Genomic DNA, 19,649 nt, shown 5'->3' on the forward strand with positions numbered 1-19,649 from the left:
GCGGCTCACTAGCCGCTTTCTTTTTTTGTGCTGTTACTGCAACATCGCGAATAACTCTTTTAACTGCGGCATGTATTGCTTAACTAAGTTAATATTACTTTCGCTAACATCTGCTGTTGCAGTACTTGCTTTAACACCTTCTAAAGCACCCGCCATTGAGCGAGCCCCCGCATTAGATGATGATGCCGTTAGGCTTTGTAAACCACTCATCGCTTGGTTTACACGTTGCTTGTTCTCTTCAGACATACCTGCTTTAAGGTTTTCTAAATAGGCAAGAGATACTTCTGAGCCAACTGTAACTAACTGCTCAGGAGTGAAACCGTATTGTTTGGTTAACGCTGCAAACTCAGTGTAAAGCTCATGCCTTTTAATGTGGCCTAATGCATCCATAACAGAGGAACTATCTGCACCATTAGAGCTTCCTAACATACTATCGAGATTAAAACTTTCAAGCTCTGGTTGGTTTTGCGACCAATTTACTACTGCTGGCAAAGCCCTGATATAACGCTGTAGCTGGCTTTCAGTAATATCTTCTGCGAAGCTAGAAAAACTCATCGCCAGTAGGCTTATTGAAATAAATAGTGCTTTCATTGTGATCTCCTTTCTTTCAAATTGGTTAGCAATCGGCTCACATAGTCGAGTAATTATGTTTGACCAATTACAAATGTTATAATCCTTTTTTTACCATAGCTAAATGAACCTGATGTTAACTATTTCTAATACTGTCACGATTGCTGAATGGGAGCTCGACTTTAGTGCGATCCGTTCTCAAGGTGCTGGCGGACAGAACGTCAATAAAGTGGCTACAGCAATTCACCTACGCTTTGATATTAACCGATCAAAATTACCTGACTTTTACAAACAACGTTTGCTTAATTTAAATGACTCTCGAATCACCAAAGAGGGCGTAATTGTCATTAAGTCGCAAAGTCATCGTACACAAGAGATGAACAAAGAAGATGCGCTTAGCCGTTTAAAAGAAATAATCGTAAACGCTACACAAGTACAAAAGAAACGTAGAGCAACTAAACCAAGCAAAAGCTCTCAGAGAAAACGTATGGACAGCAAAACCAAAAGAGGACAAACAAAAGCATTACGAAAAAACATAAAACCCTAACCTTAGCACCAGAAAACCGTGTCAAAAATGAGCGAAACTGTAAAGAAGTGTAACTTGTTAACAAAGTTAATTGATGGTTAATCCTGCCGCGTCTATAATAGTAATACAATTTCAGAATAATAAAGGAGGGGCGTATGGGCCAAAAATCACGTTTTTTTGCAGCTGCAATGATAACGCTGTCAACGATGCCTATTTCAAGCTTTGCTGTAGATTCTTGGCAAGCTGGAAGCGCGTATCCGCAAGGTAGTGAAACCTGTTATAACGAAATTCTTTATAAAGCCAGATGGTGGGCAACACCTGGAGAAGAACCAGGCAGTTCTCAATGGGGCGCTTGGGTTGCAGATGTTGCTTCAAAAACTTGCGTACAAAGTGTTGTAAAGAAGCAAGAGGATTTATTAAAGTCTTTACCCACAATTTTCGAACCAAATAATAAAAAAGGGAGTACTGAATAACTCCCTTTTTTGTGCATATTAGATTTTACTCGAATGTGTGATGCCTTGTCATTTCAAAGCGATTTAAAATGTGATGCATAATGTACACTGCACATAAGCTCAGCAGTATTGCCACTGATACTGACGAAAAGCGATAAAGTGCGCTGTATACTAGATCTTGCCCCGGCCCCAATGATTGGCCAAACAAAATACCAAATGTAGTAATAATACCAAAACCGACACCTGGAATACCCCCACCAATTATATGATAACGACTAAAGATAAAAGTTAAGATCCATAGAATTAACGCCGGAAATATCAAAATATCAGTATGGTTGTACAAGAATAACTGTGAAACTAAGGCCAAATTACAGCCAATTAAAGTGCCTATAGCACGTTGCCATGCAGCCATACCAGCCGCTTTCCAGCATAACGAAAATAAGATCAGAACAGATGCTGCTTGAGCAGAAATTGAATCTTGTAAATCAAAAACCTGAAAAACCACAAATGACAAGGTTGCCACCGTTGAGCAAAGTAATACCTCATGGCGTACACTTTCTTTTGCTTTTTCTGGCATCTGACGGCCTTGGCGCGGTGAAACATCTGGGAATAAACCATGCATTAGCATCGAAAACACCACAGTAACCACAACTGCAACGGCATTACTAATAATCAGCGGATAAATACTTACCCCTCCACCTGTGTAGGTCGAAAAATGCAATTGAATAGACAAGCTGACCACTGTTGTAGCGCCAAATAAAAAGTTAGCGCCACGACTCATTTGATAGAATAAAAAGGCAAATGCCACAAAGCAGATCATCGTCATAACAACAGGCAAGTGAGAGAACAGCCCTTGCACTACAAGTACAAATAATGCACTGAATACAGCGCCTGCGTAAAACTGTCGAATGATATGCATGTTTAACACAGGCACTAAGCCGAGCAATAGCATAGGGTAAACAGTAAAAAAGATGCCATTAGGCCAGTTCATCAATTTTGCCAGTGCAAACCCTAATGCTGAGCCCGTAGCAATGCGAAGCGCCTGGCGCAAGCCATTGCCATCGAGTTGCAATACAGACATAGCTCACCCAGCCTTAGTAAATGAAGTGCAGAACACTGATAAAACGGATTTGCATGCTCGCAAACCAGCTACCGATGCTAGAGTCAGGCAAAAGCTGTACGGTTGCACGAGCACCACTTGGGAACTTAGCTAGCATCTGGTGTTCATCAAGTTGAATATGAATACGTTGACGCTGTGCATCTCGTACCCAACGATTGCTGCTTTCTGTGGCACTGAGTAAACCGTTTGCATTGAGCTGACCGTCACTTACACCGGCTTCAAAACTAATAATTTTGCCAGTAAACACTTTTCCCGGTAGCGCATCAAAGCTTACTTTTGCAGTACTACCAATTTGTACGTGAACTAAAGACTTTTCACGAAAATCAGCCACTAAATCAGCCTTATTGGCAACAATCGCCATTAACGGCTGGCCCTTATTAGCATAAGTACCCGGTGTTACTTGTAAATTTGCTGTTTTACCGTCGGTATCGGCAGTCACTGTAGTGTACGACAAATTTAGTTTCGCTTGCTCAAGCTGATTTAGGGCATGGCGAAGCGCTAAATTGTCATCACCCTTTTTACCACGCGCTAATTTAGCCTCGCTAAGCTGCGCTTCAATTGCAGCTACATTCGCTTTGCTTGATTGGTAGTTTGCATTGATTGTTTCGTACTCTTGCTCTGAAATAGAGCGCTTTTTCAATAACGACTCACCGCGCTCGAACAGCAACGTTTGCTCATGCAGCTTAGCTTGAGCAGCAGCTAACTGCGCTTCTATTGCCTTGACACTACTATCTAAACGTTGGTTTTGTTGTTTCGCATCATCATAAGCAAGTTCAGCTTGTTGAACGGCAAGCTCAAAAGGCTCATCGTTAATCTTAAACAAGGCTTGCTGTTTTTCGACGGCTTGATTATTGGTCACTAATACGTCAGTCACACGCCCACTTACTTGTGGCGTCACTTGCACAACAGGGTGATACACACGGGCCTGTGGTGTGACAGGCATGTATAGATCAGCAATCACAAAATATAAAAATAAAACAATGAAACCCGCCAAAGAGATTTTTACGTAACGGGCAAATTTTTGATCTGGCGTCATAAAGTTACTTATCTCCTGAATAATGACGGATACACTGGCGAGCGTTTTGCTCCATCTGAATTAAACCATGTGCCATAGTATCGAGTTGTTCTGTGGTCAAATCGGCATAAAGATGCTCTTTCACATCAGCGATAATCACTTGTAATGTGTCTAACAATTGTAGACCCTGCTCAGTGAAGTACAGACGTTTACTGCGTTTATCTTCAGCATCAGCTTTGCGAGCAATAATCTCTTGTTGCTCAAGCTTCTTAATAGTGCGAGTCAACGATGGCATTTCAATACCTAAGCTGCTTGCCAACTCTTGCTGCGTACAACCTTGGTTTAAATGAGACAGGTGCATCATTGCAGTCCAACGAGATTGAGTGAGTCCAAGAGGCTCGACCGCCAAAGTTACTGCATCGCGACATAATCGATGCACACGGCCCATACTGCCGCATAATGTTAAATCAAGAGTTTCGTGAAAAGGGGGAGTAGAGGACATGATGCGCTCCATTTACTTAGCATGCTAACTATTTTAATGTAGTTAGCATGCTAAGTAAATATTAGTGCAATTAATAAAATAGATAGCAATGTTCGATAAAAACGAATAACAGCAAAAGTTATCTGCTTAATAATACTAATTAGCAATTAACTCTTTGATATGGCTTTCATAGAGGTCTAATTTATCAGCTAAAAATCCAGTGTGTTGATATCGAACTATACCTTCTTTATCGATTAAAAAGCTGCTCGGCATCCCTTTCAGTTGGTATTGCCTACCAATAACAGCATCAGGGTCGTAAATAATATTAAAGTTCACAGCAAACTCAGTTAAAAACACATCAGCATCACTGCGCTCAACATCAATGTTTACAGCTATCACTTTAAGTCCTTGCTCTTGATACTTACTTTGCATGGCAATAAACCAAGGAAATGACCGCCTACAAGGGCTACACCAAGATGCCCAAAAATCGAGTAACACGATTTTCCCTTTATATTGATTCAAAAGTTTAGACAATTGTTGCTGGCTTGCCGCTAAAGGAGCGGTAGAAGGGTGCTCTGCCGTAGCAGCAGAGCAAGCAAATAAAAGAAATGCAATTAAGCCGTATTTGATCATTGATAATTTAATAAGTTCGCTGGTGAATATTGGTCAGTGAGTACTTTAGTATCAGCAGGCCAATCTTGATTACCCTTAGTATAAAACAAATGCTCACTGAGTAACTGCAAATCAACATCGTAAGGTGTTAACTTATTTGCGAGTTTGTTGGCTCGTTCAGCTAACTGTTGCTGGCTAGGCATAGTATCGAAGCCAGCTAAAATAATGCGATTAGAGTTTTCATCGGTCACAACATTGACAAAGTCACCAAACACATCGAAGTAAGTTGCCGACTCATGCTGGTAAAGTTTACTCGATGAAAAAGTATTTGCAGCGATAATTCCGCCATCAGCCAAAACACTTTTTACTTCCGTAAAAAACTCCTTAGTAAGCAGGTGCTCTGGGATATAGTCGCCATTAAAAGCATCAAGAATTACCCAATCATACTTTTGTTTTTTAAGGGCAGCGCGTTTAATAAAAATACGACCATCTTGCACTTTAGACGTTACTTTATCAGTTTCTACAAAACTAAAAAAATCACGGGCAACTTTGATTACCGCGGGATCAATTTCGACGTTTTCGATACTAGCACTTGGGTAAAGCTCATGAATGGTATTAGAAAGCGAACCGCCCCCTAACCCAATGATCAATACATTCTGAGGGTCATCAATAAATAGTAAGCTTGCAAACGTCATTTTGGTGTAATTAAACACCAGCTTTTTAGGCTTACTTTTATACATACAACTTTGCGTACTTTTACGGGTTTTTTCGTTAAATTTTAAACACAATAAATCGCCAGACTTCTCCACTAAAATATTGCGATAAAGCGAGCGTTCTTTATGAATTACTTCGGCAAAGCCATTAAAGGGTAGTGTCATGATCAAACAAACCATTAAGACTCTAAACATACAGTACGCTCCTTCGTTTTTATTTGACTAACAACAATTGCAAGCAACCCAAGCAAGCCTAAAACCGCGGCAAAGGTTTTAATGATGTCGTTAACATCAAATGCTAGCACCATATAAAAAGAGGTAATAATCGTGCCAAGGGCGCTTCCTAGAGTGCTCACAAAATACAAACCACCGGCAACCTGACCACTTTTTTCATGATCGGTAACCAATAATCGCACTGAGTAAGGTGAGATCATGCCGAGTATTGTTGTTGGGATAAAAAACAATGCCGTTGAAGCCAGTAACGAGCCGTAACGACTGTCTTCAATATAGGTGAAAATAAAGGTCATAATTGGCTCAGCAAACAGTACGATCGGCACAACCATAATGCTAGCCACAAAGAAGATTAGGCCATATTTAGTTAATGACGGGTTGCGGATTGAAAGCTTGCCACCAAGCAAATAGCCGATCGATAAGCTCAACATAAATACAGTGATGATACTGCCCCATATATGCACACTACTGCCAAAGTACGGCGCTAAAATTCGTCCGCCTAAAAGCTCAATTCCCATAATACAAAAGCCGCTACTAAAGGCTAAAAAGTAGATAAGCGCATTGATCTTATTCATTAAACACCCGCTGATTTTATTGTTATTTTGCCCATCTTAACCTGATGCTGATAAGGATGCTATGACTGTTTTTTAAGCTGTAAAGGCCGTTGACAAAATGAGGGGTAATAAAATAAATAATGAAAAAGGCTAGGTTAAAGCACATATGCTCTGGTATTTTAACGGGAACAAAAAACAAGGATAAATGCAATGGATCAGCAAGTAACGAAAATCAATATCGACAACCCAACGACTTTATTTGGCCTCAAGGTTCGCACCAGTAATATGAACGAAATGAGTGGTAAAGGTGCCAAAATTGCAGGCTTATGGCAGCAATTTTACACAGACATAGCGCCAAATTTAACGCCATCTAGCAAAGTATATGGCGTATACACTCACTATGAGTCAGATGTCACAGGGGAGTTTGATGTATTTGCTTGTACTGACCAGCAAGTCACTTCACCAGAGACAGAACAAACTACACTTGCCACAGGTAACTACCTTCGCTTTAGCGCCAAAGGAGCCATGCCACAAACCGTTATAGATGTTTGGGGTCAAGTTTGGCAGTACTTTAGTAATGAACAATGCCCACACATCCGAGCATATAAAACTGACTATGAGTTTTATAAAAGCAGTGAAGAAGTTGAGGTGTTCATTTCGGTAGAATAACGTTAAATCGAATTTATAATGTAAAGCCTCATTACACAACAAAGCCGCTTATTGCGGCTTTGTTTTGTAATCTTAATTGATGTATCTCAGTGCTAACTGTTCAGCCTTAGCATAGGCATTAGTCAAAGAACGTTGATGCCTGCTGTCGTTAAATTCTTGATACTCACAAGCAATTTCATCAATATGCTGAACACCTAAATACTTACTCAACGTTTTAATGTGCGGCACTAAATGACTCATACTCTCTCGTATACCACCTGCCTCAAAGCCAAACTCACCCGTTGAGGTTATAACCAGCAAACGCTTACCACTTAATAATGGTTGCAAAGGGAAATCCCCCCGCTGCAAATCAAAGTCAAATGTTTTATTGATCCTAACGATTTGATCAAACCATGCTTTTAGTTGTGCGGGCATGCCATAGTTATACATAGGCGTTGATATCACTATGGTATGAGCGTTAACCAATTCATTTATCAATTCATCTGATTCGGCCAGTACTTCTTTTTGCTCTAGCGTTAACTTGTTGGCAGGCGTAAACACAGCACCAATCCAAGATTGATTAATAAATGAAGGTGGATTCATTCCAACATCACGGTAAATATACTCAGCTATAGCATTGTTTTGCTGTAAATGATTTACAAATTGCTTAGCAATATTTTTAGAGATTGAGTCGTGATTAGGGTTTGCATTTTTAGCTGAACGCACACTAGCATCAATGTGTAGCAGAGTAGTCATAGTAAATACCTCATTAGTTAATGTGTTGGTATCATCATTAAATGTGCGCCATTTAACAAACGAGTTATAATTCACTATAAGTAAGTTATACTCATCTATAAATTTAGGTGGGTTCAACTATGCATATATCATTACACGCTTTAAAAGCCTTTGAATCAGCTGCACGATTAGGTAGCTTTAAAGCAGCCGCCGCTGAGCTTGCGATTACGCCTACAGCGGTATCGCACCACATTGCTAATCTAGAAAGCCGCTTGAATACTGATTTATTTCATCGCGAAGTGAGAAAGATAACCTTAACTCCATCAGGCGAGTACCTAAGCCAAAACACAACTAGCGGCTTTAAGCTTATTTTTGCGGCAATTGAACAGGTGAGCCAAGCACATAACCAAGTACGTATCACCACAACATCTTCTCTAGCAGCCCTAAGATTAATACCCGCTTTAGAAGAGCTAAATAACAAAAAACCACATTTACAGCTTGATATATCAACCAGTGAAACTTTAGATAAGCAGCTTCATACCTTGCCTGTTCGGCTAGGAAATAGTGAGGAAGTAAACAAATCAGATATCATCAAGTATGAGCGCTTTGATGTGTTTGCAGCAAGCTCAGATAAAAGCCCCCCTTGGCTTGATGAACAGGTCACTTTATACACAAGCCAGTGGAAAAATAATGCGCTACCTGCTCCACCATTAGCGCAGTGGCTCAAAGTAAATAACCTAAATGACTCATGTTTCGAGATAAAAACATTTGATCAAGAGCTATTTGGTATAAATCAGGTGCTCGCCAATAAAGGCGTGGTGTTTTGTTCAAAAACCTTGGTTCAACCTTATTTAAATGAAGGGTTACTAACACCATTTAATAGCCAAGATGTTGAATCAAAACTATGTTACTACATCCCCGAAAAAAATCGCTTTGAAACATCTATACAAAAAGTTGTGATTGAGTGGCTTGAGCGTTTACTAAATTAGGGTTGTACAAATAACCTTCATTTAAGTTATTGTGGTTTAGTAACTTTTAGCCACCAAAAAGGATGTTGTTGTGTATAAATTACTACTATTTGCCAGCCTATCTCTTGCTGTTTTTTCTACCAGCGCAGCGAAAATTATCGATGATGAACACGTAACAAAAGAAACAGACTGCTTCACAGGTATCTTTGCTGACTATGCTTCTTGGCACCAATTTATAGCGCAAAAGAATAAACGCAAAGCTAAAACCGAGACTGAGTACTTAAAGCGTATTAAAGCCTTTGAAGAAACCTTTCCACAAGATATGTTCGATAACTTTAAAACAAATTTAACCTGCCATAACTTTAAATATAAGGTTGATGATGTTGAAGTGCTTGGTTATATCATCAAACCTAAAATCATCAAGAATAAGCTACCAGTATTAATTTATAACCGCGGCGGCAATGGTAATTTTGGCAGTGTTTATTTTGCAGCAATGATGCGCAATTTATTTCCTTTAGCAGAGCAAGGCTTTGTGGTTATCGGCAGCCAGTACCGCGGTACATCAACTAAAAATGATGATTTAGATGAGTTTGGAGGCAAAGATGTTAACGACGTACTTGCGCTTATTGATTTTATTCCGCACATAGCAAGTGCAGATGAAAGCCGCATTGGCATGTTAGGAGTAAGTAGAGGCGGCATGCAAACCCACCTTGCGATGCAACACACAAACAAGGTTAAAGCCATTGCAACCATTGCAGGGGCGACTGATTTAGTTAAAGAGCTTAAGTTTAGACCTAACATGGAAAAAAACGTGTATGTGCGTCGTATCCCCAACTATAAAGAAAATAAACAAGCAGAGCTTAAAGCACGCTCTGTTATGAACTGGGTTGATAAGCTCTCACCTAAAGTGCCCATATTACTTATTCATGGCAGTGACGATAAACGAGTATCGGTCGATAACTCAATTCAATTTGCCAAAGCACTAGATAAGCATCATATCCCCCATAAACTCGTGGTGTATGAAGGTGACAACCACTTCTTAATGAGCCATAAAAAGCAACTAGAAGCAGAACTAGTTAGTTGGTTTAACAAGTATTTGTAACTTTGTTTTAAAAGTAAAAAGGGCCAAATAAGGCCCTGTTTTGCCATTATTTAGCCATATCAAAATGATTAAAAGCCCCATCTAGTGCACTACGAACGGATTGTTTTGCGTTTTGTTCATGGTCAGTTCCTTTGTTGATGTGGTGCTGCCAAGTAAGGTCGTTTGGTGCATGCTTTTGAAGAGCATTCACTAAGCCATTAAATGCACCGGTTATGATTGGATTCTCATCACCACCTAATGTGACATAAAAATAGTGAGTGCTGCCTGCTGTATTAGGTAAGCTTTTACTGAACTGTTTTACGACAACATTATCGTCATACCAAGCCGCAGGGCTAAAAGCAAAGTATGCATTAAATAACTCTGGTTTAGTAACCATGGTATGTAACACAAAGCTACCTCCCGCCGAAAAACCTGTTAGTGTGCGCTCCCCGCTAATACGGTACTCTCCCTCTAAATAGGGTATTAGCTCTGTTTCAATAAACTTTAAAAACACATCAGCTTTACCAAATATTTCTCGTTGATTTTGATTAATTGGGCGAGCTTCTATCGCCACATCCTTACGGGCGTAAGGTGGCACTAAATCACGATTTCGTGTGTCATGCCAAAACAGGTTCGGGATGGCCACGAGAATAACCTCATGCTTGTCATCGGTGCTTTCAAGAAAACTTAAAGCGTCATCCCAAGTATCAAGGTTAAAATTGCCGTCAGTTTTAATTATGAGCGGATAAGCTTTGTTAGGGTTGTAGTTTTTGGGCAAGCGAATGAAAACTCGGCGCATTTCTGAAAGCGCATTCGACTTTATATCTATATCAATAAAGCGTGAACTATAGTGCTGTTGGTATTTCATCGCGATATACAAGCCTGTAGCTAACAAAACAAATGTAATAAGCCAAGCTAGATACTGAAATCTAAATTTTAGTAATGCCATTTTATATCCTTAATCAATAACTTAATGACACTACTTCAATTATAAATATTAGTTAATAAGACAATTGTAACAGGGTATTAGTTAGCCTCTTTCACCGACTTAACTGTGATACAAGATATTCATTATACGCTTGCTCGATAATCCAATAGCTCGCAGCCGCCATTGCCAGCACTAAAAATTTACATCGAACATTTGATAGCTTTCATCTAAACGCTTTCTTTGTGTAACGGGGGTTTACAGTTTGCATAAAAAGACCGCAGCTTAACGTTGAAGCTGCGGTATTTTTTATAAAGCATATTTACTTGTTATACCAATCCGCTTAATTAAGTAGTCTATTTTGAGGCAATTAAACCTCGTTGATAACAAGGCAAAAATTTCGTTATTTAGTTGTTCTAAATGAGAAATTTTTAACGCAGTTAGCGACAGGTTTAATCCCTCAAAATGATTAAGTATTATTGTGGGTTAGTATTAAGTAAATGCTTTTCGAAGAAGTTAGCCATCATAGTGTGGTAGTGCAGGGTAGTGCCTTCACCTTCACGGAGGCTGTGAGAACGGTTCGGGTAAGAGAAAAACTCGAACTGTTTATTGTGCTTAACTAATTCGTTAATTAAACGCTCTGAACCTTGGTAGTGTACGTTATCATCTCCGGTGCCGTGGATCAGTAGCAACTTACCTTGCAGATCTTTTGCAAAAGTAATCGGCGACGTGTTGTCGTAACTTTCAGGATCGGTATTTGGGTTACCCGCATAGCGTTCTTGGTAGATAGTATCGTACAAGCGAATATCTGGCACTGGGGCTGAGGCAATACCAACTTTATATTTATCACCATGGCGGAATAACAAATTAAGTGTTGAACTACCGCCACCAGAGTGACCCCATACACCGACACGGTCGGTATCAATGACATCCCAACGTTTTGCCATTGCATCAAGGGCGTCAACTTGGTCTCGTACGGTAATAGAGCCTATTTTTTTGTAGATAGACTTACGCCAATCTCTGCCTTTTGGTGCGCGCGTGCCGCGGTTATCAACTGAGGCAACAATAAAGCCTTGCTGAGTTAGATACGACTTGTATAAGTAACTGTTACCTTCCCAGCGGTCTTGTACTGTTGAGCCCCATGGCTCACCATAAACATAGAAAACGATTGGGTATTTTTTGCTTTTATCCATATTCGCTGGGAACATGATGTAGCCATCAAGCTCAACACCATCACGGGCATTAACTGTAAAGAACTCGTGAGTCGGTAATTGCTCAGTCGCTAATTTCTCTTTTAATGCTTTGTTCTCAACTAAGGTTTTCACATTGCTATGATCGCTTACTTTGATGATCTCTTTCATTGGTGGAGTGCCAAATTTAGAGATTGTGTGCATCGCCCAAGAGGTATCTTTAGACATATAATAGCTGTTTGAGCCATCAAATGACGCTGGCGTTACGCGCATAGGTTTAGAGCTGCCATCTAACGACGTACGGAATAAATACCGCTGGCTAGGATCATCCGGTGATGCAGTAAAGTACATAACGTTTTTATCTTCGTTAAGCGCTAACATATCAATGATGTCATAGTCGCCCGGCGTTAAATCAACAACCGTTTTGCCATCGCGAGATACACGGTATAGATGACGCCAGCCATCACGCTCACTGTGCCAAATAAAGAACTTACCGTCTTTTGACCAGTTTGCTTTATAAAACCACTCAATAAAGGCATCGTCTTTATCTTCGAGGATTTTAGTTAGCTGTTGTTTTTGCCAGTCGAATAACCAAACCTTGTTGTGGCTTTGCGGGCGGTTAAGATCTTGGATCATCAAAGATTCACCAGTGCCTGCCCAGCTAATACGTGGAATATAACGATCACGATTATCGCCACCAAGTTCAGCCCAGCGAGTTTTCTTGTCGCTAAGACTGACCACACCCACTTTAACCGCAGAGTTCATCTCGCCGGCTTTTGGATACGGGAATTCTTTAAGGGTAGGGTAGAGATCATCGGTGTTATTGATCATGGTGAAGTATTTCACGCCACTGGTATCAAGCTGCCAATAGGCAATTGATTTATTGTCTGGGCTCCAGCGAAAACCATCACGAATAGTAAATTCTTCTTCGTATACCCAGTCAAAATTACCATTAACAATGGTGTCGTTACCATCAGTGGTTAAAGCAGTCACAGCCTTGCTACCGACTTTTTCCATGTAGATGTTGTTATCACGCACGTAAGCTACTTTTGAGCTATCTGGTGAGAACTTAGCAAACATTAGCTTTTTCGCTTCGATGTTTTCGCCACCTAACTGATATAGCGAATCTGTTTCAAGGTTTAATAGCCAAAAATCACCACGGCTACGTGAGCGCCACACTTGCTCGCCATTGGTAAAAACCATCAGCCATTTACCATCTTTAGACCATTGATAGCTTTCAACGGTGAGTGGCTCTTTATCACCTTTGGGAATTAATTTTTCGTAACTAACAAGCACCTTACGACCCGTCCCATCGGCGTTATAAAACACAATATCATTGCCTTTTACGCCGTGTTCATCGTCTTTAGCTTTGTCGTCTTGAGTATTTTTATCGCTTTCGCGCTCTTCAAGTACCGTATAACCAGTACCATCATCGAGCCACGTAAAATAGGTGCTACGCTCAGCTTTAAAGTCTTTTTCTTTATAAATTTGTTCAAGCGAGAGCGAATTAGCCGTTGCGTTCACTGTTGCTGATGGGGTGCTAGCTTGCTCTGCAGTTGAGCATGCCTGCAAACCTATACCCGCAACCACAGCAAACGCAAGGGTTGATGTTTTTATTAAATTCATTTTGTTGTTCCTAGGTTTTAACTTACCTAGCGTACCAAATTAGATGAATAAAATCTGAGCTTTTATCGTGTTATCAGGGGGGTTGAACTTAAACTCAATCGTCCCACAAAAACATACTGGCTTGCTTGTTGGCAATACGTAGCTCGTAAATATCATTACAAGGGCGCATCGCCGCACCATAGCAAACATGTAACGGCAATAAGTGCTCTTCACGAGGATGACTAAAACGCGCCGCAGGGGCCATTTGCCATTCTAATAGCTTAGCTTGTCGCTGCTGCTCACTCAGCTCAGTATTGCCACATACATCAACTAACCATTGCTCAAAAGCCATATTTTGCGCTTTAATTTCAGCGGTTTCAGGGGTGAAAAATGCGCGCATATTATGAAAAGTAAAGCCAGACCCAATGATCAATAAATTATCGTAATCAAGTTGTTGTAAAGCCTCACCTATCGCTAGGTGTAAGCTTGGCTCAAGGCTTGGATGTAACGACAATTGCACACAAGGTATATCTGCTTCTGGATACATAATTTTCAAAGGCACATACATACCGTGATCAAAGCCACGAGATGGGTTTAATGCGCTATCGATATTAGCTTTTGCCAATGCCTGATGTACTTTTTCGGCAAGGGCTGGTTCACCTGGGCTTGGGTACTCAATACTGTAAGCAGGCTCAGGAAAACCATAGTAATCATAAATTAGCTCAGGAGCAGCACTCGAAGTAATACTAATAGGGTTCGCTTCCCAGTGCGCACTCACCATCAAAATAGCAGGTGGCTTTTTAATTTTAGCAGCAACGGACTGCAAACAAGTGACCATATCGGCATGACTTGGATCGCCAAGTAAAGGCATAGGACCGCCGCCATGTGAAACAAAGAAAACGCGTGGCTTTTGCATAAATGTACTCCTTAAATATGCTTTTCATACCAATTCGCTTAATTAAGTAGTCTATTTTGAGGCAAGGAAACCTCGTTGATAACAAGGCAAAAATTTCGTTATTTAGTTGTTCTAAATCAGAAATTTTTAACGCAGGTAGCGACAGGTTTAATCCCTCAAAATGATTAAGTATTATTGCGGATTGGTATCTCTATAGTGCACGCACAGAGGTACAATAACTAGCCACAAAAACGCACAACTAGGGTGTGAATTTACACACCAATAGTTTGTAAGTACTAACTTAAATGCCAAGCTACGTTCATGGCAGGGACTTGCCCTTTTAAGCCCCCTTCGAGAGGTTCTTTGCACAGTAATGTTAGTTGATAAAAAGCATCGTAGTGCTGATGTAGTTCATCGGCGACTACACTAAACGGCGGACCCGAAAACTCACTTTGCTGATACTCAAAGACCACCACTAACTGTTTAGCTCTATTAGTTAATTCAAGTAAATGCTGGGTATAGCGAATGCGCACTGGCTTTGGTAGCGCAACTAAAGCGGCACGGTCATAAACTGCGTTGATAGGGCCAAGATCAGCTGCAGTAAGTGCAAAAATATCACCCACCCAAACGGTTAGATTTGCGCCTTGGTAACGTAATAGTTCGCCGTGTTGGCTAATTTCGGGTTCTAGCTTTAACTCATCAAATAACTGCTTAATGGCTATCTCACTAAGTTCTGCCCCAACAACACGCATACCTTGCGCTAGCAAATAATGAATGTCGTGAGTTTTTCCGCACAGTGGTACAAAAACAGTATCGCCTTGCTGCAAATTTAAGTTAGTAAAATACTGATCTAGATAACGGTTAACGTCTCCTTCATGAAAACCAATTTCGTTATTTTCCCAACGTTGATGCCAATGCTTTGCGTCCATTACATACTCCTAAATAAATTGAATGAATTGAGCTGATAAATATATTCCGACACCAAAAAGTAGGTGAGTTACAGCACTTTTTAAGCGGGCTTGAAGTGGGTTTGCTGTTTTCGTAGCCATTATCCCCATCCCTAAAGCGGGCTGCATAACAAAAAATGGCATAGATACGCTAGCTAATCCATATATACATGCAGCGATTAAGGTGGGCTGTTCAAGCCAAGCAATACCGACCAATAATATAAATAGAAACGAAAATAAAACACCAATAAAGTAGTGTAAACACCAGCCAAACACGCACTCAAACTGCTTAACTGGACTAGTTGCTATATTCAGGTGCTTAAACTTTCCATCTAATAAACCCAAGCCCCAACGGCCAACTAAACAAAAGTTTAATGACGGTATCTTAAACACTTTAGCCAGCAGAAAAGCATAAAGATCAATGAACAAAGTCGCCGCTATGCCTACAAAAGTTATCACATAAATATCATTAACACTCATAATTAGATGCTCTTAAATGATTTAATAAAAGACATGATATCTAATTGCAAAAATGCTAAAAATAGCAAGATAAACAAACTATGATTGCATAAATGAGAACATGATTGACGATATTGCCCTATTCATACAGATTGTTAAACAAGGCGGCCTAAGTAATGCGGCTGAGAGCTTGTCGTTGCCTACCGCAACTGTATCGAGACGCTTGCAACGTCTTGAGCAACGCCTAGGCGAGCAGCTTTTAAATCGCTCAGCAAGGCAATGCACATTAACGCAAGCAGGTGAGGTGTATTTTCAAAGTTATGTTGAATTAATTGAGCAATTTGAACAAACCCATCGTCAACTTAATGAGCAAAAAGCACAATTGTCAGGGAAGCTGAAAGTTCTGGCACCTCTCAATATTAGTCATGGTTTCTTAAAGCCTATGTGGCTAGCATTTACTAAACAGTACCCTGATATTCAACTTGAGCTTTTGCTTAATAATAAACTTGAAGATCTGAGTAAAAGCCAAGCTGATATAGCGATTAGAGTGGGGCCGCAGGCTGACTCTATGCTACATCAAAAAAAGTTAGGCAGTGTTGATACCTTATTTGTAAGCACAAAAGCATACCTTGATTCAGCACCTATTATAGAAGAGCCAGCTGATTTAAAACAGCATAGGTTAATTGGCACCACATTAAGAAATAAATGGCAGTTAACCAATACACACACGAATGCAACTTATAACCATATGTGCCGATTTGCTGCCACCTTTAACGATACTGGATTTGTAAAATACTTAGTTTGTGATGAGCAAGGTATTGCTTTGTTACCTCGGTTTGAGGTTATAGATGAATTAAAATCTCAGCAGTTAGTTCAAGTACTGCCACACTGGCGAGGAGAAAACCGCGACATTTATGCTATCTGGCCAAGCGCACGTTTACTGAGTAAAAAGGCTGTCTGTTTAAAACAGTTTATAACCGACTATATTGCTGAACAATTATAACGTCTGCCATTGATATTCCATCTGTTTGGCGGTCAGTAGGGCGTGCTCGTAACTAATAAATTCAGCGACTAACGCTAGGCTCATATCAATGCCTGCAGAAATTCCTCCTGAGCTGGTAAACTTACCGTCGGTGACCCAACGAGTATCTGCAATCACATTGAGATCAGAAAACAAAGCAGCCAGCTCAGGTTGATCTTGCCAATGAGTCGTGACATTTTTACCGTTTAAAAGCCCAGTTTTAGCAAGCAAAAATGCCCCCGTACAAACACTCGCAACACGCTTGGTGTTAGTGGCTGTGTGTTTTAACCAAGTAATAACCTCTGCTTTTTCAAGTTCTAGAGTATGGTCGCCACCAACCACAACAAGGAGATCAAGCAATGGGCTGTCAGCAAAGCTGTAATGGGGGTTTACACTATAACCACCACGGGCAAGAACAGGACCAGTAGTTTCGGCAATTAAACTCACTTGCCAGTCATTATCCGCTAGGCGCTTAGCGGTACTGAACACCTCAAATGGACCTGAGAAATCGAGCACTTCGGCATCATCATAAATGTAAATTCCAATATTCATACAATTGTTCCTGTTATGTTGATTTATTTCTCAAGCAAAAAAACGTACTATGCCATTTTTGCAGTTCGTTAATAACATATTATTAAATTGCGCACTGTATACAAACAAAACTTCAAGGCATTGTTAATGCGTTTTTTATTATTATTATTATTGAGCGTGCTGCTGGTTGGTTGTAAAACAACACAGCAAAACGTTGCTGAAATCAGTGAAGTATCGCCGAGCACTATTTATTTTCAGGGCGAAACATCAAAGCAAAATGTTGAAAAGTTCGAACAATTATTAGTAAGTAGCGATCTACAAATCAATACCTTGGTTATTAATAGCCAAGGGGGTGATGTGATGGCGGGTCTACATTTAGGTGGCTTAGTGCATGAGTATCAACTCAATGTTGTAGTACACGAGCTTTGTGCATCGTCTTGCGCCAACTACGTACTTACCGCAAGTCCACATGTTCTCGTTGAAGAACAAGCCGTTATAGGCTGGCATGGGGGCTCATTACAGGCATTATACGTGCCGATGGAGCAATCTCCCGAGGTCGCTAGCTATATTGCAAAATGGCAAACTGCAGAACGACAATTTTTTAAAATCATCAATGTTGAACAAGCGGTTACTATCATAGGTATGATGCCTGGCATTACCGAAAAACGTGATTCAGCTATTTATAGTTACGATGTCCAAACTCTGAAGCGTTTAGGGTTACATATCGAGTTTGCAGGAACGCAAACAGGGATGTCAGCAAGTGGCGAAAAAGTAGCGCAAGTATTCGAGCTTGAGGAGTCTGTACTTAACCACTTTTTGATGCTCAACGATATCGTGTCAGCTGAACTAATTAACTAATAAAAAGCCAACATGACGTTGGCTTTTTTGTATCGCATTTAATCTAACTCTAATTGGGCTTTTTCAACACTTTCCGCGGGTAACTCTTTTTGAACAGAAACCCCCAGCTCTTTGAACTCAGAGGCCTGCTTAATCAAGTTCCCTTTACCACGATACAGCTGAGAAAACGCTTTATCATAGCTTTCTTTGGCGCGGTCTAATTGCTTACCAACCCCTTCCATACTAGTAAGAAAACCATTTAGCTTGTTATAAAAGCGCTCTGCACGGGCAGCAAGCTCTTTTGAGTATTTAGTTTGCTCTTCAAAACGCCACAATTGTTTTACGATGTTCAAGCTAGTCAATAAGGTCGTTGGAGTAGCAACTAAGATATTTTTTTCGATTGCTTGCTGATAAATATCACTCTGGTACTTAAGCGCTTCAACAAATGCAGACTCTATCGGTACAAACATGATCACCACTTCAGGGGAGTTAATACCCGGTAGTCTATCGTAGGCTTTGCTCGCTAACTCGTTTATACGTGATTGCACTGCCGTTACATGCTCTTTTAGCGCTTGCTGTGCCTCAAGCTCTGAATCGGCATTTACGTAGCGTGTGTAAGCGTTTAACGAGGTTTTAGCATCAATAACTAAATGACGCTGTTGTGGTAAATACACCACCACATCAGGGCGAAGGCGTCCCTCTTCCGTGTTGAATGACACTTCACGTTGATAATCTACTCCGGCACGCAGTCCTGCGCTGTCTAATACATTTTCGAGCATTAACTCACCCCAATTCCCTTGGGTTTTCTTTTGACCTTGTAACGCAGTGCTAAGTCTATCAGCTTGTTCAGTAATAGCTTGGCTTTTAGCTTGCAAATGCAATAACTCAGTTTTAAGTGCAGCACGCTGTTTGAGATCTTCAACATGGATCAATTCCATTTTATCGCGAAAGCCTTTTAGCTCACCCTGAACAGGTTTTAATAATTGCTCAATGCTTTCTTGATTTAAGGTTTTAAAACGCTGAGATTTCTCTTCAAGGATTTGGTTAGCAAGATTTTCAAACTCTTTCTTAAGTTGCTCTTTGCTTTCTTTGATTTGACTGAGCTGTTCTTTAAAGTGCAGCTCTTTTTGCTCTACCGTGCTGCGTAAAGTACTTAAATCAATATCACGTTGATTGAGAGTCGCTTTGGTAGCAGCAAGCTCAGCCTCGACTTGACGCCAAAATTGGTTGTATTGCTGTGCTTGTTTTTCTTGTTCTACAAAACGGGTTTTAAAGTGTTGAGATTCATCACGTTGTTCAGCGTAATCTTGCTGCAATTGAGAAAACGAGAGTTGGCTTTCTTGTAATTGCAACTGCGTTTGCTCTAAATGGCTTTGCTGAATTTGATGACTATTTTGCAGTTCAGCTAACTGTTCTTTTAAGCGGCTTTTTTGCAGAGCAAAAATAACACCACTTGCGAGTGCACCTGTAGCAGCACCAAGCACCACACTTTGCCAATTAATCTGTGCAATTAGCTCTGTAATCATATCGAAA

At 40.4% G+C, this 19,649-nt stretch carries 22 protein-coding genes; 7 read left to right on the forward strand and 15 right to left on the reverse strand.

Annotated elements, in window-relative coordinates; translation table 11 throughout:
- Positions 1-33: 33 nt before the first annotated feature.
- Complete coding sequence (locus QUE86_RS18330) at positions 34-591, reverse strand: short-chain dehydrogenase (protein ID WP_286260502.1); 558 nt, start codon at positions 589-591, stop codon at positions 34-36.
- A 112-nt stretch (positions 592-703) separates the two neighbouring features.
- Between QUE86_RS18330 and arfB the strand changes: the two genes are divergently transcribed.
- Together arfB and QUE86_RS18340 are read left to right on the forward strand one after the other, a co-directional pair.
- Positions 704-1,117 carry an alternative ribosome rescue aminoacyl-tRNA hydrolase ArfB gene (gene arfB, locus QUE86_RS18335; RefSeq protein WP_130052342.1) on the forward strand — a complete coding sequence of 138 codons (414 nt, stop codon included), beginning with the start codon at positions 704-706 and terminating at the stop codon, positions 1,115-1,117.
- 134 nt (positions 1,118-1,251) lie between these two features.
- A complete protein-coding gene (locus QUE86_RS18340; protein WP_167657316.1) occupies positions 1,252-1,569 on the forward strand; it encodes a hypothetical protein in 318 nt (105 codons plus the stop codon).
- Positions 1,570-1,594: 25 nt separating this feature from the next.
- On the opposite strand, the gene QUE86_RS18345 is transcribed toward QUE86_RS18340, so the two are convergent.
- The 6 genes from QUE86_RS18345 to QUE86_RS18370 all read right to left on the reverse strand — a co-directional run bounded on the left by QUE86_RS18345 (position 1,595) and on the right by QUE86_RS18370 (position 6,295).
- Positions 1,595-2,629 (reverse strand): DUF2955 domain-containing protein, encoded by a 1,035-nt coding sequence (locus QUE86_RS18345; protein WP_130052344.1) that lies wholly within the window; start codon positions 2,627-2,629, stop codon positions 1,595-1,597.
- Between the two features lie 13 nt (positions 2,630-2,642).
- Positions 2,643-3,704, reverse strand: coding sequence for an HlyD family secretion protein (locus tag QUE86_RS18350; RefSeq protein WP_130052345.1), 1,062 nt, complete (start codon positions 3,702-3,704; stop codon positions 2,643-2,645).
- A 4-nt stretch (positions 3,705-3,708) separates the two neighbouring features.
- Entirely contained in the window at positions 3,709-4,185 is a 477-nt protein-coding gene (locus QUE86_RS18355; protein WP_130052346.1) for a MarR family winged helix-turn-helix transcriptional regulator, read from the reverse strand.
- Between the two features lie 135 nt (positions 4,186-4,320).
- Positions 4,321-4,797 carry a TlpA disulfide reductase family protein gene (locus QUE86_RS18360; RefSeq protein ID WP_130052347.1) on the reverse strand — a complete coding sequence of 159 codons (477 nt, stop codon included), beginning with the start codon at positions 4,795-4,797 and terminating at the stop codon, positions 4,321-4,323.
- Positions 4,794-5,684 (reverse strand): spermidine synthase, encoded by an 891-nt coding sequence (locus QUE86_RS18365; RefSeq protein WP_130052348.1) that lies wholly within the window; start codon positions 5,682-5,684, stop codon positions 4,794-4,796. The genes QUE86_RS18360 and QUE86_RS18365 overlap by 4 nt, the downstream gene beginning before the upstream one ends.
- On the reverse strand, positions 5,669-6,295 hold the full coding sequence (locus tag QUE86_RS18370) for a fused MFS/spermidine synthase (RefSeq protein ID WP_130052349.1): 627 nt from the start codon (positions 6,293-6,295) through the stop codon (positions 5,669-5,671). Before QUE86_RS18370 ends, QUE86_RS18365 begins: the two co-directional genes overlap by 16 nt.
- Before the next feature lie 189 nt (positions 6,296-6,484).
- On the opposite strand from QUE86_RS18370, the gene QUE86_RS18375 reads away from it, so the two are divergent.
- Complete coding sequence (locus tag QUE86_RS18375; RefSeq protein WP_167657313.1) at positions 6,485-6,943, forward strand: GyrI-like domain-containing protein; 459 nt, start codon at positions 6,485-6,487, stop codon at positions 6,941-6,943.
- Between the two features lie 72 nt (positions 6,944-7,015).
- On the opposite strand, the gene QUE86_RS18380 is transcribed toward QUE86_RS18375, so the two are convergent.
- Complete coding sequence (locus tag QUE86_RS18380) at positions 7,016-7,678, reverse strand: FMN-dependent NADH-azoreductase (RefSeq protein ID WP_130052351.1); 663 nt, start codon at positions 7,676-7,678, stop codon at positions 7,016-7,018.
- A 119-nt stretch (positions 7,679-7,797) separates the two neighbouring features.
- Between QUE86_RS18380 and QUE86_RS18385 the strand changes: the two genes are divergently transcribed.
- On the forward strand, positions 7,798-8,646 hold the full coding sequence (locus QUE86_RS18385; protein ID WP_286260503.1) for a LysR family transcriptional regulator: 849 nt from the start codon (positions 7,798-7,800) through the stop codon (positions 8,644-8,646).
- A 70-nt stretch (positions 8,647-8,716) separates the two neighbouring features.
- Entirely contained in the window at positions 8,717-9,727 is a 1,011-nt protein-coding gene (locus tag QUE86_RS18390) for an alpha/beta hydrolase family protein (protein ID WP_286260504.1), read from the forward strand.
- A 46-nt stretch (positions 9,728-9,773) separates the two neighbouring features.
- Here the strand turns inward: QUE86_RS18390 and QUE86_RS18395 are convergent, their stop codons facing one another.
- The 5 genes from QUE86_RS18395 to QUE86_RS18420 form a co-directional block, all read right to left on the reverse strand.
- The gene (locus QUE86_RS18395; protein WP_286260505.1) at positions 9,774-10,655 is read right to left on the reverse strand and encodes an alpha/beta hydrolase; all 882 of its coding nucleotides are present in this window, start codon (positions 10,653-10,655) and stop codon (positions 9,774-9,776) included.
- A 452-nt stretch (positions 10,656-11,107) separates the two neighbouring features.
- On the reverse strand, positions 11,108-13,447 hold the full coding sequence (locus tag QUE86_RS18400) for a S9 family peptidase (protein WP_286260506.1): 2,340 nt from the start codon (positions 13,445-13,447) through the stop codon (positions 11,108-11,110).
- Between the two features lie 94 nt (positions 13,448-13,541).
- Positions 13,542-14,342 (reverse strand): DODA-type extradiol aromatic ring-opening family dioxygenase, encoded by an 801-nt coding sequence (locus tag QUE86_RS18405; RefSeq protein WP_286260507.1) that lies wholly within the window; start codon positions 14,340-14,342, stop codon positions 13,542-13,544.
- A gap of 275 nt (positions 14,343-14,617) precedes the next feature.
- Complete coding sequence (gene tmpT, locus QUE86_RS18415) at positions 14,618-15,250, reverse strand: thiopurine S-methyltransferase (RefSeq protein ID WP_130052357.1); 633 nt, start codon at positions 15,248-15,250, stop codon at positions 14,618-14,620.
- Between the two features lie 9 nt (positions 15,251-15,259).
- Positions 15,260-15,748, reverse strand: a complete 489-nt coding sequence (locus QUE86_RS18420) for a DUF2938 domain-containing protein (RefSeq protein ID WP_130052358.1) — start codon at positions 15,746-15,748, stop codon at positions 15,260-15,262.
- A gap of 100 nt (positions 15,749-15,848) precedes the next feature.
- Here QUE86_RS18420 and QUE86_RS18425 point away from each other — a divergent pair, with 100 nt between their 5' ends.
- The gene (locus QUE86_RS18425) at positions 15,849-16,730 is read left to right on the forward strand and encodes a LysR family transcriptional regulator (RefSeq protein ID WP_286260508.1); all 882 of its coding nucleotides are present in this window, start codon (positions 15,849-15,851) and stop codon (positions 16,728-16,730) included.
- Here the strand turns inward: QUE86_RS18425 and QUE86_RS18430 are convergent.
- Positions 16,725-17,300, reverse strand: a complete 576-nt coding sequence (locus QUE86_RS18430; protein WP_286260509.1) for a DJ-1/PfpI family protein — start codon at positions 17,298-17,300, stop codon at positions 16,725-16,727. The genes QUE86_RS18425 and QUE86_RS18430 overlap by 6 nt on opposite strands.
- Before the next feature lie 126 nt (positions 17,301-17,426).
- On the opposite strand from QUE86_RS18430, the gene QUE86_RS18435 reads away from it, so the two are divergent.
- A complete protein-coding gene (locus QUE86_RS18435) occupies positions 17,427-18,137 on the forward strand; it encodes a hypothetical protein (protein ID WP_286260510.1) in 711 nt (236 codons plus the stop codon).
- 38 nt (positions 18,138-18,175) lie between these two features.
- Here QUE86_RS18435 and QUE86_RS18440 read toward each other — a convergent pair whose 3' ends face one another.
- On the reverse strand, positions 18,176-19,642 hold the full coding sequence (locus QUE86_RS18440) for a DNA recombination protein RmuC (protein WP_286260511.1): 1,467 nt from the start codon (positions 19,640-19,642) through the stop codon (positions 18,176-18,178).
- Between the last annotated feature and the right edge of the window lie 7 nt (positions 19,643-19,649).

Source organism: Pseudoalteromonas apostichopi, assembly GCF_030297135.1.
GTDB lineage: Bacteria > Pseudomonadota > Gammaproteobacteria > Enterobacterales > Alteromonadaceae > Pseudoalteromonas > Pseudoalteromonas apostichopi.